Source organism: Kitasatospora sp. NE20-6 (assembly GCF_045862635.1).
Genome location: NZ_BPRL01000059.1, coordinates 1 through 13,769, shown reverse-complemented (window position 1 = coordinate 13,769; position 13,769 = coordinate 1). Strand labels below are relative to the sequence as shown.

The 13,769-nt window shown below is 74.9% G+C and carries 13 protein-coding genes and 1 pseudogene; 6 read left to right on the top strand and 8 right to left on the bottom strand.

Annotation, left to right across the window (positions count from 1 at the left end):
* Positions 1–243 precede the first annotated feature (243 nt).
* Positions 244–1,035, bottom strand: a complete 792-nt coding sequence (locus SNE206_RS31085; RefSeq protein WP_407916875.1) for an NAD(P)H-dependent oxidoreductase — start codon at positions 1,033–1,035, stop codon at positions 244–246.
* A 98-nt stretch (positions 1,036–1,133) separates the two neighbouring features.
* Between SNE206_RS31085 and SNE206_RS31080 the strand changes: the two genes are divergently transcribed.
* Positions 1,134–2,051: a helix-turn-helix domain-containing protein gene (locus SNE206_RS31080; RefSeq protein ID WP_407916874.1), complete on the top strand. Its 918-nt coding sequence runs from the start codon at positions 1,134–1,136 to the stop codon at positions 2,049–2,051.
* A gap of 401 nt (positions 2,052–2,452) precedes the next feature.
* On the opposite strand, the gene SNE206_RS31075 is transcribed toward SNE206_RS31080, so the two are convergent.
* A complete protein-coding gene (locus tag SNE206_RS31075) occupies positions 2,453–2,836 on the bottom strand; it encodes a DUF4267 domain-containing protein (RefSeq protein WP_407916873.1) in 384 nt (127 codons plus the stop codon).
* Positions 2,837–2,925: 89 nt separating this feature from the next.
* Between SNE206_RS31075 and SNE206_RS31070 the strand changes: the two are divergent.
* Positions 2,926–3,045, top strand: a pseudogene (locus SNE206_RS31070) (TetR family transcriptional regulator); the annotation flags it as partial.
* 289 nt (positions 3,046–3,334) lie between these two features.
* Here the strand turns inward: SNE206_RS31070 and SNE206_RS31065 are convergent.
* Complete coding sequence (locus SNE206_RS31065) at positions 3,335–4,732, bottom strand: PHB depolymerase family esterase (protein ID WP_407916872.1); 1,398 nt, start codon at positions 4,730–4,732, stop codon at positions 3,335–3,337.
* Positions 4,733–4,758: 26 nt separating this feature from the next.
* Here SNE206_RS31065 and SNE206_RS31060 point away from each other — a divergent pair, with 26 nt between their 5' ends.
* Complete coding sequence (locus SNE206_RS31060) at positions 4,759–5,925, top strand: PucR family transcriptional regulator (protein WP_407916871.1); 1,167 nt, start codon at positions 4,759–4,761, stop codon at positions 5,923–5,925.
* A gap of 58 nt (positions 5,926–5,983) precedes the next feature.
* Here SNE206_RS31060 and SNE206_RS31055 read toward each other — a convergent pair whose 3' ends face one another.
* Together SNE206_RS31055 and SNE206_RS31050 are read right to left on the bottom strand one after the other, a co-directional pair.
* The gene (locus SNE206_RS31055; RefSeq protein ID WP_407916870.1) at positions 5,984–6,931 is read right to left on the bottom strand and encodes an alpha/beta hydrolase; all 948 of its coding nucleotides are present in this window, start codon (positions 6,929–6,931) and stop codon (positions 5,984–5,986) included.
* 171 nt (positions 6,932–7,102) lie between these two features.
* Complete coding sequence (locus SNE206_RS31050; protein WP_407916869.1) at positions 7,103–7,864, bottom strand: polysaccharide deacetylase family protein; 762 nt, start codon at positions 7,862–7,864, stop codon at positions 7,103–7,105.
* A 613-nt stretch (positions 7,865–8,477) separates the two neighbouring features.
* Between SNE206_RS31050 and SNE206_RS31045 the strand changes: the two genes are divergently transcribed.
* Positions 8,478–8,681 carry a cold-shock protein gene (locus SNE206_RS31045; RefSeq protein ID WP_187217814.1) on the top strand — a complete coding sequence of 68 codons (204 nt, stop codon included), beginning with the start codon at positions 8,478–8,480 and terminating at the stop codon, positions 8,679–8,681.
* 507 nt (positions 8,682–9,188) lie between these two features.
* Here SNE206_RS31045 and SNE206_RS31040 read toward each other — a convergent pair.
* Positions 9,189–9,785: a dihydrofolate reductase family protein gene (locus SNE206_RS31040; protein WP_407916868.1), complete on the bottom strand. Its 597-nt coding sequence runs from the start codon at positions 9,783–9,785 to the stop codon at positions 9,189–9,191.
* 340 nt (positions 9,786–10,125) lie between these two features.
* Here SNE206_RS31040 and SNE206_RS31035 point away from each other — a divergent pair, with 340 nt between their 5' ends.
* Positions 10,126–10,431 carry a YkvA family protein gene (locus SNE206_RS31035; RefSeq protein ID WP_407916867.1) on the top strand — a complete coding sequence of 102 codons (306 nt, stop codon included), beginning with the start codon at positions 10,126–10,128 and terminating at the stop codon, positions 10,429–10,431.
* A 28-nt stretch (positions 10,432–10,459) separates the two neighbouring features.
* Here the strand turns inward: SNE206_RS31035 and SNE206_RS31030 are convergent, their stop codons facing one another.
* Entirely contained in the window at positions 10,460–11,050 is a 591-nt protein-coding gene (locus SNE206_RS31030; RefSeq protein ID WP_407916866.1) for a HutD family protein, read from the bottom strand.
* Between the two features lie 429 nt (positions 11,051–11,479).
* Between SNE206_RS31030 and SNE206_RS31025 the strand changes: the two genes are divergently transcribed.
* Positions 11,480–12,040 carry a GNAT family N-acetyltransferase gene (locus tag SNE206_RS31025; protein ID WP_407916865.1) on the top strand — a complete coding sequence of 187 codons (561 nt, stop codon included), beginning with the start codon at positions 11,480–11,482 and terminating at the stop codon, positions 12,038–12,040.
* A gap of 110 nt (positions 12,041–12,150) precedes the next feature.
* Here the strand turns inward: SNE206_RS31025 and SNE206_RS31020 are convergent, their stop codons facing one another.
* The gene (locus SNE206_RS31020) at positions 12,151–13,380 is read right to left on the bottom strand and encodes a C40 family peptidase (RefSeq protein ID WP_407916864.1); all 1,230 of its coding nucleotides are present in this window, start codon (positions 13,378–13,380) and stop codon (positions 12,151–12,153) included.
* Between the last annotated feature and the right edge of the window lie 389 nt (positions 13,381–13,769).

The following is a 13,769-nucleotide window of genomic DNA, read 5'->3' as shown; positions in this document are numbered from 1 at the left end:
GCCGTCCGGCCGGGCCGGGGACCGGCCCGGGGCGGGGAGGCGCACGGGCGAACGCGGGTGCGGTTGAAGGCTGCCGCACTCGGGAAGAACCGGCTGGGCACCCCGATCCGTGCAGTAAAATTAGGCAAGGCTTACCTAACTGTGATGCCCGTCGAGTTGTCAACCCGTCAGGACCCACCCAGGGAGGAACGGGCCCCGTCCGGGCGGGGACGCACCCACGGCGGCCGCGGCCGCAGGCGACACTCAGCCACGGGGGCGCACGTGGAGGTCGGGCCCGGCCGTCCCCGGCGCCTCCACGCCGGGCAGCAGGCGCATGTCGCGGCCGTAGTCGCCGCCGGCGAGCGACCGGTACGGCACGGGCGCGTCGGTGAAGAGCCGGTCGAGCCGCCGCCCGTACGCACGGGTGGCCGCCTCGAAGCTGCCCTCGGGCAGGTCGTTCGCGTCGTACACCACGAACGGGTCGAGCGGCGCCATGCCGGTGAACCAGAACAGGCCGTGCTGCAGCGGGTGCAGGACGTCCGTCAGCCTGCCGTGGGCCCCACGGTCGGAGAACGCCGACTGCCGGGCGCCGGCCGTCACCGACAACAGGGCCCGGCGCCCACCGAGAGCGCTCTCACCGTAGGGCGGCGGGAGCGCCGGACCGTAGCCGAACCCGGAGGTGAACACCCGGTCGATCCAGCCCTTGAGAATCGCCGGCACGGAGAACCACCACAGGGGGAACTGCAGCACGACGGCGTCCGCCCACCGCACCTTCTCCTGCTCGGCGGCGATGTCCGCGGAGAGACGGCCCCGCACCGTGGCCCGCTCGGATGCCGCCATCACCCTCAGCCGGCCGCCCGGGGGCTCGTGCGGGAAGTCACCGGCGTCCACCACGGCCTTCCACTTCATCGCGTAGAGGTCGGACACCTGCACCGCGTGTCCGGCGGCATGCAGGCGGTCGGCCGCGAAAGCCGTCAGTGCGGCGTTGAGCGAGCGGGGTTCGGGGTGCGCACCGACGACGAGGATCTTCTTCTGCTGCGACGGGGATTCGGTCATGCCATCACCCTCGTGCAGGACGCAGCGGCCTGCCAGAACCCTGGGTGACCGGCGGAACACCGGTCCTGGTACTGCGGGGACCACCCATACTGGAGCCCATGGACGGCGCGGATCGGATCGGACGCACGGACGGCACCGCAGGCAGCCGCAGCACCACGGGCGCGGACGGGATCGGCGACGCACGGCGGGCCCTTGGCGGCTTCCTGCGGGCCCGTCGGGCACGGGTCGCGCCGGAACGCGCGGGGCTCGCCGCCGGCCGTCGGCGACGTGTGCACGGGCTGCGCCGCGAGGAGTTGGCGCAGCTCGCCGGAATCAGCGTCGACTACTACGTACGCCTCGAACAGGGCCGGGCCACGCAGCCGTCCGCCGAGGTCCTCGACGCACTCGCCGGGGCACTCGGTCTCGGCGCGGCGGAGCGGCACCACCTGACGACCCTCGCCGCCGCCCGGCGCGGCCCGGCCCCCGAGGTGCGGGTCGGTCCGCTGCTGCAGCGCATGCTGGACGCCATGGCGGGCCTGCCGGCCTTCGCGACCGACCACCGCCTCGACGTCGTCGCCTGGAACCGTCTGGGTGCGGAGCTGATCGGTGGCCTCGACGTTCCGGGCCTCCGCGACCGGAACAACGCGCGGTACCTCTTCCTCGACCCGGCCTCCCGCACCGTCCACCCGGACTGGCATGAACGGGCGGTGGAGGCGGTGGGTCAGTTGCAGGTCGCCGCGGGCCGCTGGCCGGACGATGCGCCGCTGGCCACTCTCGTCACCGAACTGGCCTCCCGCAGCGAGGAGTTCCGGCAGATCTGGGTGACCGGCGAGGTACTGGTGTGCGGGGCGGGGCGCAAGCGGCTGCGGCACCCCTCCGCGGGTCTGCTCACGCTGGACTACGAGACCCTGCACGTGCCCGCCGCGCCGGGCGAAACAGGCCTGGTGGTGCACGTGTTCAGCGCCGCGGACGGCAGTGCGGAGGCGGCCGCCCTCGCCCGGCTGGCCGCCGACGGGGCCGCCGACGGGCCGCACTGAACGACAGGTGACTGCCCGTCAGCAGCATTCTCGGCCCTGAATGTTGTTGCTGATGAACGGACCTGGCCGCTTGCCGTCACAGCCGCGCGGCACGGGCGGGTTGAGGTCGGCGGGGTTCCGGTCGGCCATCAGGCCGGACAGGAACGCGTGAACCGCTCCCACCAACCCGGCACCGCCGGCGGAGCGTCCGTCAGCCGTACGCAGTGGGCCCGGACGTCCTCGTGGCCCTGTTCCGGAAGATCCTGCGCCATCCCCGATTCCCCCAGTCCGGAGCGCAGCCCGACGCCGTACTCCGTGGTCGATCCTCCCACCCGGGCACGGGCGCGGCCCGGACCTGCGGGGCCCGGACCTGCGGGACGGACGCGGGCTCCCCGGCACGACCGCCTCGACACCTCCTCATCTCAGCTGCCGGCGCTCACGGCGAAGAGCAGACCCGCGCTGATGAGCACGACGACCGCGGTGGCGAAGTGGATGCCGAAGGCCACCGCCCGGGTGCCGCCGTGGCGCAGCACGACGAGCGTGTCCCCGAGGGGTACGAGGGCGACGGCGAGCATGAACCACGCCTCGGCCCCGGCGCCCGCGAAGGCGAGCAGGGCGAGTCCGAGAATGCCGAAGGTGGTGTCGCGCAGGCCCTTGACCGTGAGGTAGGCGGCGTCGCCGTCCGGCCGCGCCGGGACGCCGTACCCGGCTGCGGCGGGCCCCGGCACGGTGAGGAAACGGACTCCGATCAGGACGACGAAGAGGTCCAGTACGACGGCGAGGCTGTACGCGGTGGTGGTGAGCATGGCCGATCTCCCCTGTCTAGCAATGCTAGGAACTGATGCGACGCTAACATAGCGTCGACCATGCGTCTAGCGTCGCTAGAATCTGGCCCATGCCGATCCACACACGCAGGGAACGCGAGCGGGCGGACCGCAGGCGGCTCATCGTCGACGCCGCCAGGGAACTCGCCGAGACCGAGGGCTGGGACGCCGTGACCACGCGTCGGCCGGCCGCCGGGAGTGCTGCCGGGCGGTCCGCCCCGGACGACAGCCCGGTCCGGCCGTCACGGGGGGAACGGCCGGACCGGGCTGGTGACGGGAGCGGCAGCACACCGGACTCCTGACCTGACGGTACGACGGGTCGGGCCCCATCCGGCCGCGCGGCCCGTGGCGCCGCGCCGGACGTCACCCGGCCGGCGCGCGGGGCCGCGGTGCGGGCGCCCTCCGCCGCACCTTCCGCCGCGGCCCACGCCGGTGCCCGGTGGGCGGGGACGCCCGGGGGGCACCGGCGCGCGGCCGGCCTCAGCCGATGGTGCAGGCGGTGCCGTTGAGGGCGAAGGCGGCCGGGGCGGTGGTGGTCCCGGTGTGCGTCGCCTGGAAGCCGATCCCGACGGACCCGCCCGGGGCGATGGCCGCGTTGTAGGCGGCGTTGCGTGCGGTGACGGCACCCGCCGACGGACTGTAGGTGGCGTTCCAGCCGGAGGTGATCGTCTGCCCGGCCGGGAGCGTGAAGGCGAGGGACCAGCCGTTCACCGGCGCGCCACCCGTGTTGGTGACGGTGATCGCCGCGGTCAGACCGGTGTTCCAGGCGTTGGTGGTGTACGCCACCCGGCAGGCCGTACCGGCGGGCGGGGAGGTCGGCGGGGTGGTCGGCGGCGTCGTGGGCGGGGTCGTGGGCGGAGTGGTGGGGGGTGTCGTCGGCGGGGTCGTGGAGTCGAGGCCGAAGAACGCGACGGCCCGGGCCGCCATGCCACTGGTCGGCAGGCTGTGGCCGACGCCCTGCACGCTGATCGCCTCCACGGCGGCCTGGGCGCCGGTGCTGCCGTAGCGGGTCCGGGTCCAGGAGGCCTGCGGGCTGTCGGTGAGGGCGGGGGTCTGGCCGACGCCCAGCACGTCGGTCCACTGCTTCACCTCCTCGCCGAAGTTCGGGTAGCGCAGCGTGGTGTCCTCGGTGCCGTGCCAGAGCTGCATCCGCGGCCGCGAACCGGTGTAGCCCGGGTAGGCGGCGCGCACCAGGTCGCCCCACTGCTGCGGGGTCTTCGTCACGCTGCCGTTGGCGCAGGCACTGTTCCAGCCGGATCCGTCGGTGGTCGCGAAGCAGCCGAACGGCACACCCATGAACGCCGCGCCCGCCTTGAAGACGTCCGGGTAGTCGCCGAGCAGCACGTTCGTCATCATGGCGCCGGAGGAGGCGCCGGTGACGAAGATGCGGTCCGGGTCGACGGCGTAGTGCTGCTGCACGTAGCCGACCATGGAACGGATGCCGACGGGGTCGCTGCCCCCGTCGCGCTTCAGCGCCTGCGGCGAGGAGACGTCGAAGCAGTTGCCGCTGCGGGTCGCGGACGGGTACACCACGATGAAGCCGTACCGGTCGGCCAGCGAGGCGAATTCGGTGCCGGAGTAGAACGCCGGCCCCGACCCGGTGCAGTAGTGGACCGCCACCAGGACGGCGGGCCGGGCGGTGACGCTGTCCGGCACGTAGAGGTGCATCCGCAGACTGCTGGGGTTGGCACCGAAGGCGGTGACCTCGGTGAGCGTGGCCGCCGTGGCCGGGGGCGCGGCGAGCAGCACCGCCGCCAGGAGCGGCAGCACGGCCGCCAGCAGCACGGCGATCAGCGAACGCACGGACCTGGCGGCCTGCGTGCCGGGGCCGGGCCGGGCGGTCCGCCCGGATTTCGGGTGCACGTACCTGTCGGGCATGTCGCTGTCCTTTCTAGACTGCGGCTGTGAAGGGCTTGTTGCTGCGGTTGTCGACGCTGGACGCGGATGCGGCTGCGGCCGTGCGGGTGATCGCCCATTTCGAGGCGCTGCTGGGCAGCGGGGCGCTCGACGCCGCATCCCTCGTGCGGTCGACCGCGGGCCTGGCGGAATGCGCCGCCGGGTGGCAGCCCGTGGACGGCGACCCGGTGCGGTGCGGTCCGGACGGCAGAGCCCTGGACGGCCGGCCCGGCCCGGTCTCGGGTGAGGCCGACCTCGGCCCGTCCGGACGGGTCTGGCTGGAACGCCCTTGCGCTCCCGGCCCGTTGGACGACCTGGTGCTGGAGTGGATGGCCATCGCCGCCCGGGTGCTGGGCGGTGGCACCCGGAGCGCGGAGCCGCCGCACGTCGCCGATCCGGCCCTCGTCGAGCTGGTGCTGTCCGGCCGGGAGGCGGTGGCCGACCGGGCACGGGCACTGCGGCTGCTGGGACTCGTGCCGGAACTCCCGCTGTGGGTGGTGGCGGTGGCCGGCGGGGCGTCCGTGGACGCCGGGGTGGAGGCGGTCACGCTGTTCGGGCGCAGCCGGCAGGTCGGAACGGTCCGGGTCGCGCGGCTGGGGCCGGTGGGGGCGGCACTCGTCCAGCAGCGGGAGCCGGGTCGGGCACCGGCGGAGGCCCTGCGCGAGGTGCTGCAGGAACGCGGACGGGAGTCGGGCGGCGCCCGGGCCCCGGTGCGCGGTACGCGGGTCGGGATCGGCGGCCGCGCGGAGCCGCTGGCGGCCCGGGAGTCGTGGCTGCAGGCCCGGGCCGCGCTGCGGTTCGCGGTGGCGGGCTCCGCCGCGGAAGCAGTCGTCGACCACGGCGAACTCGGGCCGGTGGCCCTGCTGGCGGAGATCCCGGCGGAGCGGCTGCGCGCCCAGCCGGACGTGCACGCACTGGACCTGCTCGCCGGCCGCGAGGAGGACGGTGCACCCGGCATCGCCGCCCTCGCCGCGTTCTGCCGGACCGGTTCGCTGCGCCAGGCCGCCGCGGAACTCCACCTGCACCACAGCTCGGTGGCGGCCAGGCTGGCCCGCGTCGAGGAGGGGACGGGCTGGCAGCTGCGCGACCCCCAGGACCGGTTCCGGGCCCAACTCGCCCTGTACGCCTGGCGGCTGGCCAACGCTAACGCCGCTACCGCCACCACCACCGACTGATGCCGGGCCGTCCGCGGCGGGGCGCACCGTAAGTGGTGGCGGCCCGCCCCCGCCGCACTCATCGGCCCAGCGCCCGGCGGAGCACCGCGACGGCCTCCGCGTGGGCGCGCTGCACCACGGCGGCGTGCACCACCATGCCCGCCCCGTGGAACGTACCGGGCAGCACGTGGAGTTCGGTGGGCACGCCGGCTCCGAGCAGCGCGCGGGCGTAGTCGATGCCCTCGTCCCGCAGCGGGTCGAACTGCATCACCGTGACGTGCGCGGGGGGCAGACCCGTGAGGTCGGCGGCGGACGCGCGGCCGGGCGCCGCGAGACGGTCGACGGCCGCGCCACCCGGGACACCGGTGCCGAGGTACGCCTCCCAGGAGAGGCGGGCGCTGTGGCGGTTCCAGATCGGGGTGTCGGTGAACTCCCGTGCGCTGGGGGTCTCCAGCCGGTCGTCGAGGGCGGGGCTGTGGAGCTGCTGGAGGCGGATCCGGGGGCCGCCGCGGTCGCGGGCGAGCATCGCCAGCCCGGCGGCCAGACCCGCGCCGGCGCTGTCCCCACGCAGCGCGATCCGATCGGGGGCGAGCCCCAGCTCGGCGCTCCGCCCCACCAGGGCGGACAGGCCCGTCCAGCAGTCCTCCAGCGCCGCCGGGTAGGGGTGTTCGGGGGCCAGGCGGTAGTCGACGGAGACGACGAAGGCCTGCAACTCCCGGCAGAAGTCCAGGTTCTCGTCGTGGTCGACGTCCGGTGAGCCCAGGACGAAACCGCCGCCGTGCATCGTGTAGAGCACGGGCAGCGGCCCGCGGCCGTCCAGCGGCCGGTACGTGCGCAGCGCCAGCTCGGCGCCGTCCGGCCCGGGCACCCTGAGCAGGCCGACCGTCACGCCGGTGCTGTCGGCCCGCTCCACGGTGCCGGCCAGCTCCGCCGCCTGAGCGGTCCTCGCGGCAGCAAGGTCCGAGATGTCGACCTCGGGTGACATCGCGAGCGCGGCGGCGAGTTCGGGATCGAAGGCATGACGCATGCTGGTTCATCCCCTCCTGACGTGAGCGGGACGGCGGGACCGGTGGGGGCGGCCGGACACCGAGGTTACGGGCGCCCGCCCGGTGGGAGGGAACGGCGGTGCGGGGAACGGCGGTGCAGGGGAACGGCGGTGCGGACGGCGCAGGGTGGCCCGCCGGACGGGCCGTCGCCCTCAGCCGCGGCGCGCAGGCTGGTCGAAGCGCCATCCCGCGGCCCTGAGCACGGGGATGACGCGGTCGACGGCCTCGACCGTCTGGCTGCGGTCGCCGCCGCCGTCGTGCAGCAGGACGACGGCGCCCGGGGTGATGCCCTCCTGCAGGCGGCGGACGAGTTCGTCGGTGCCCGGCGGCTCCCAGTCCCCGACGGCCAGCCGCCAGCCCAGCGGCTGCATGCCCAGACCCGCCGCCACCTCCGGGGCGGCGCCCCAACTGCCGTAGGGCGCGCGGAACCAGCGGATCGGCGCGCCGGGCGCGGCAGCACGGATCGCCGCGGAGGTGCGTTCCAGGTCGGCCCGGATCTGCTCCGGCGACCAGCCCGCCATGTCGTCGTGGTGCATCGAGTGGTTGCACAGGGCGTGTCCGTCGGCGACGATCGCCCGTACGAGTTCGGGATACGCCTCGACGTGGTCGCCCCACAGGCAGAAGACCGCCTTCACGTGGTGCTCGCGCAGCACCGCGAGGAGTGCGGGGGTGTCGGTGGGGTTCGGGCCGTCGTCGAAGGTCAGGGCCACCGAGTTGCCGCGGTGACGGGTGGAGTCGACCACCGCGCTGTCGGGGCGCGGCGCCGCCTGCGCGGGTCCGGCTCCTGCCACGACGGCCTGCGGGAGGCCGACGGCGAGCAACGCGGGCAGCGCCACGCGTCCGAGCCTGCGCAGGTGCCGGGAGCGCCGGGGCTGCCGGACGGCGTCCCGGTCGGCGGTGTCACGGATGGCCAAGGCGCTGCTCCTCGCAGGTCGTCGTGCGGGTGGTCGTGCAGGTCGTCGTACGGATGGTCGTGCGGGTGGTCGTGGCGGGCCGGGCGCGCCCGCCGGACCCCCTCGTGGGCCGGCGGGCGCTTGCGAGAACAGTCCCACGGTGCGTCGGGGCGGAGCATCCGACAGGTGTCGGAACAACGACCGCTCCCGCCCGACTCCTGCGCGGGGCCCGTCGACCCGGCGCTCCTCGAAGACTTCCCTCCGCCGCCGTCACCCTCCCGGCACGCGGCGGGCCATGGCCGTGACGGACGCACGATCACCCCGGACGGGGGCCGCTCCGGTGCGGTCACCCGCCTCGTCGGCACCCGGCCGGATCCCCGCCGGCGGAGGCGACCCCGGCCGGGTCCGACACGCCGCAGCACGGCCGTGCGGGTGGCGTGGCGGTGCCGTGTCGCGGCGGTCCCGGGTCGCGGGGTCCGCGCTCTGTACGCTGGCCGCGGCCGGTCCGCAAGGGCGCCCGCAGCAGCATGCACGGGGGCCGTGTTCCGTCGGCCCCGCCGGCGGTCCGCGTGGCTGACGATCCCGCACGACGCACACCTCAGGGTGGGCACGGGCGCACCCTTAGGAGACAGCAGTGGCGACAGGCACCGTGAAGTGGTTCAACGCCGAAAAGGGCTTCGGTTTCATCGAGCAGGACGGCGGCGGCCCCGACGTGTTCGCCCACTACAGCAACATTGCGGCCCAGGGCTTCCGTGAGCTCCAGGAGGGCCAGAAGGTCACCTTCGACATCACGCAGGGCCAGAAGGGCCCGCAGGCGGAGAACATCGTCCCGTCCTGACCCCGCACGGCCGAGGGCCCCGCACCGACCGGCACCGTCCGGTCCGGCGCGGGGCCTTTCCGCGTCCGGCCCGGCGTGGTGGCGGCCTCCAGCCCGGGCTGCTGTTCCGTCGGTTCGCACGGTGGCGGGACGCAGCACGGCCCGGCCGCCAGGGGGGTAGGGCGGCCGGGCCGGGCATCCATGGAGCGGGCCGCTGTGCGCCGCCCTGCACCCACGACGTTACGACGGCCGCGGGCGGGCACCGGGAAGGCGCGCGGACGGATCGCTCGGCGCGCCCCGTACGGCGCACCCGGTCCGGGGCGCGCCCCCTCCCCCGCAGGAACGACCGGAGCTGACGCCCACGACGGGTCGGCGGCCCGATCCGGATCGCCGGACGGACGTTCGACCGCCGGACGGACGGTCAGGGTGGCCAGGACGGCCAGGGTGGCCAGGGTGGCCGGCTCCCCGCACGCTGCGCGGGGAGCGGATCGCGGGACCACGGCTCCGGCCACAGTGCCGGTGGGGCGCCTACCCCTTGGCGGACGGCCGGTAGGTGCAGACGTGCACGCCGGTGCTGCTGGTGACCGTCGAGACCAGTTCGAGGGGGCGCAGTGCGCCGTCCTCGGGGAAGATCGACTTCCCGCCGCCGAGGATCACCGGCATGATCATGAGCCGGAGTTCGTCGACCAGCCCCTCGTGGAGAAGCGTACGGGCCAGCGTGGGGCTGCCCATCACCAGCAGGTCGCCGCCCTCGGCGGCGTGCAGCTCGCGGAGGTGGGCGACCGCGTCGCCGCCCGGGACGAGCGTGGTGTTGTCCCAGACCAGGTCCGGCTCGCCCAGCGTGCCGGAGACCACGTACTTCGGGATCGCGTTCATCCGGTCGGCGAACGGGTCACCCGCCCGATCGGGCCAGGCGGCGGCCATCGTCTGCCAGGTGCGGCGCCCGAAGAGCAGGGCGCCGGCCTTGCTCAGGGCGTCGTCGAAGGCACCGCCCACCGTCTCCGGGTCGAAGAACGGGTGCGACCAGCCGCCGTGGGCGAAACCGCCGTCGATGTCCTCCTCCGGACCACCGGGGGCCTGCACGACGCCGTCCAGGCTGATGAACTCGCTGATCACGATGCGCATGGGAACTGCTCCTCAGATCGGTGCACGGGTCGCGGGGCCGAAGCACACGGCTCCGCCCACGGATCGTCACGCCGCCCCTGGTCGTCCGGTGTCCGGCGCGGGACCTATCGTGCTACGCCCCTACGACAGTCCGCCGTCGCGCCACTCGGCACCCGCACCGTACGGCGCACCGGGCCCTCTCCGCCCTCCCCCGGACGGCCCCGCGCGGGACCTGCGCAGGTCCCGCGCCCGCGCAGGGCGTCGAGATGCCCCGGGCGGGGAAGACGGCGGACGTTCGCGGGGTGCACGCGCCGGGACAGGCCGGGACAGGACCGGGACAGGACGAGGGAGGTGGCCGTCGATGGACGTCGACGTGGCGGTGTGGTGGTGCGTGGCCGGGGTGCTGGTCGTCGTCACGCTGGTCGTGGTGGTGCGGCTGTTCGTCCGGCTGGTGCGGGCGCGCCGGATGCTGGGCTCGTCGGGGGTGCCGCTCTCCACCCGGCTCGGCTTCTGGGCGGCGGTGGTCTACGTGGTACTGCCCGTCGACCTCCTCCCCGACCCGATCCTGCTCGACGACATCGGGGTGCTGCTGCTGGCGCTCCGCTCGCTCGGCAAGGCCGCGTCCGCTGCCGCACCGGTCGCACCGGTCTCCCGTCGCCGTCGCTGACGTGACGGCGCCCGCCCGGTTCGGACGCTCACGCCGGGGCGGGCGGGCTCCGGCGAACCGTCACCACGGCGGCGAGGCCGTCCAGGACCTGCAGCAGGTCTCCGCCACCGGGCACGGCGTCCTCGCGCAGGGCGGCGTCGTGGCGGGCGAGGACCGGGCCCGCGGTGCCCACCGCCACGGTGCCCGCCAGACAGACGACCACCAGGGTGCCGGCGTCGGGCACCTCCAGCGGGCACGGACCGCCGGTGATCACGACCCGGGCGCTCGCGCGGCCCCGGCGCGTCATGACGTTGAGGGCGACGACGGGGCCGGACGGCAGCCCTCCCCCGGTGGGCGCGTCCCCGGGGAAGGCGAACGGCAGGTGCGGCTCCACCCGTACCGGGGCCGTGCCGCCCACGGCGAGGTCCAGCGCCTCCCCCGCGACGACGGTGAGGACCCGGTCGACACCGGGGAAGACGGAGAACGGGCCGCCCCGCGTGACGTCCGCAAGGCTGACCCGCCAGTCGAAGTCGGCGGGCCCCGACCCGGCCGGACCGCCCGCGACCTCGCGGGTGACACCGCCGCCGTTCAGCCACGGCACGGCCGGCCGCCCGTCCGTCCGAAGGACCTGCCACGCCATGCCGCCCGCTCCGTCCCGCCGACCGGCACCCGCCGACCGGCACCGTCGCTCCGGCGCCCCTCCCGGGCCACCCGGGCGTTCCGGTCCTTGCTGCGGCCGATCCTGTCACACGGCCCCGCCACCGGCCCGGACGGCACCGTCGGCATGTCCCGGCGCGCCGGGCTGATGCCGGACGCGGTCGATCCGACCGCCGCTCGTCACCCGGTCGGCCCGGGCCGCGCCGGTGGCGGCCCGGCATCACGGTGGAGGCCCCGGCCCCGGCGGAGGGCCGGTCGGATCGTCAGCTCCCTTCCCCTGCAAGCCGGTTCCTGCATCATCAGGTGTCCGGTGGCCGGGCAGGTCCGTGGTGCGCCGACCGGCCCGCACGGCAGTAGCGGCGGCGATGGCGATGGCGGCGGCGGCGATGGCGGCGGTGGAAGAGTGGCGGCCATGAACCAGGCCCTGCCGGTACGCACCGTTGTCGCGCACACCGCCGACCTCGACGACGCCACGCTCGCCGCGGCTCGCGCCCTGCTGGACGAGGTCTTCGCCCCCGACATGACGGACGCCGACTGGGAGCACTGCCTCGGCGGCATGCACGTCCTGCTGTGGGAAGGACCCGACCTCGTCGCCCACGGGGCGCTCGTGCAGCGCCGGCTGCTGCACGGCGGCCGCGCCCTGCGGACCGGCTACGTCGAGGGGGTGGCCGTCCGCGCCGCATCGCGCGGCCGCGGCCACGGCGCCGCGGTGATGACCGCACTGGAACGGATGGCGGGCCGCGCGTACGACCTCGCGGCGCTCGGCAGCTCCGAGGAGGCCGTGGACTTCTACACGAGCCGCGGCTGGCTGCGCTGGCCCGGCCCGACGGCCGCCCTGACGCCGGAGGGCATCGTGCGGACCGCGGACGATGACGGCTGGATCCTCGCGCTGCCGCTGCGCCCCGCCGAGGAGGTGCCGCTCGACCTCACCGGCGAACTCGTCTGCGACTGGCGCGACGGCGAATGCTGGTAGGGCGGGTACGGCACCCCGACACCTGACAGGCCGGGCACCCCGGCGGCGGTGCCCCGGGCGACCCGGCCCGCCGGACGGCGTCCGCCGGGGCCGGGTCGCCCGGGGTGCGGTCAGCAGTCGGGGACGACCGTGCCGTTGTTGTCCTTGGCCACGTCGTTGCCCCAGCGGGACAGGTAGTACGCCGACACCCACTGACCCCCCGGACCGACATCCGGATCCGTCTTCAGCCACCAGTGGTTGAAACTGCTGCCACTACGGATCTCACGCCCCCACACCTTGCAAAACACGTAGTTGGTGCCCTGGTACAGCGTCCCCGTGCTCGCCGTACTCGTCGGCGACCCGAACACCGGGGCGTTCGCGAACGTGTCCACCCAGTACTTGGTGGTGCTGGGCGGGGGCGGGGTCGAACCGCCGCCCGGGCAGTCGGGGACGACCGTGCCGTTGTTGTCCTTCGCGACGTCGTTGCCCCAGCGGGACAGGTAGTACGCCGACACCCACTGACCCCCCGGACCGACATCCGGATCCGTCTTCAGCCACCAGTGGTTGAAACTGCTGCCACTACGGATCTCACGCCCCCACGCCTTGCAGAACACGTAGTTGGTGCCCTGGTACAGCGTCCCCGTGCTCACCGTACTCGTCGGCGACCCGAACACCGGGGCGTTCGCGAACGTGTCCACCCAGTACGTCCCTGCGGGCGGCGGGGGCGGCGTGGAGCCGCCGCCCGGGCCGTACAGGCGGATGGCGCCGTAGTAGTCGCCGTGCGAGGACAGGGCCGACACCTGCACGTGGCCGCCGGAGTACGGCGCCTCGGCGATGTACCCCTGGCCGAGGTAGATCGCCACGTGGTGGATGGTGGACGGCGTGTTGCCGAAGAACACCAGGTCTCCGGGGAGCAACGGGCCCGTCCCGTCGGCGCGGTAGAACCTGGCGACCGCCCGCGAGGACGGCCACTGCGTGGTGGTCACGCCGTTGATGACGTCCGTGCCCACCGCGAGGTAGTACGCGTAGCGGACCATGCCGGAGCAGTCGAGCCCCTTCACGTGGCAGTCGTTCGGGGCCCCGTTGGAGGCGTCGCAGATGCCGTACGAAGGGCCGGGCTGGCCGCCGTGGCCGCCGCCCCACGAGTAGGGCGTGCCGATCAGGCTGCAGGCGGCGTTGACAGCGGAGTTGGCCTGCGGCGCGGCGCCCGAGGAGAGTACCCCGCAGGCGGGCGCGGCCTGGGCCTGCTGCTGGGCGGCACCGGCGAAGAAGACCACGAGGGAGGCGAGCACGGCCAGGAGTGCGGCGTAGCGGAGGGCCGGGAGGGCCCGGCGGGGTAAGGGGTCGACGCGCGTAGTCATGAGGGTGTCCTTAACTCCTCTGCCACAGGAGGCAGGAGGGGAGGGGGAGTTGATGGCGGCCATTCAAGCACCGTGCAAGGGCCGCCGATAGGCCCCGGACGGGGCGATCACGACCGTGCCGCACCCGGGCCGCGCGGCCCCGTGCGGAACCCGCACCGTCGGCCCCCGGCACCGGGTGCCCGGCCCCATGGCGCGGCGGGTGCGGGCCGTCCGCCGCGTGCCGCCCGCTCGGCCGTCGACTGCTGGCTGCTGGCCGCCGGCTGTCGGTCGTGTGCGGGTACGCCGAGGGGCCCGGCGGCTGGTGCCGCCGGGCCCTGGGTGGCTTTCAGGCCCCCGGGGGGCCGTCGGGCCGGATCAGCTGGTCTGGATCGCGGTGTCGTCGATCACGA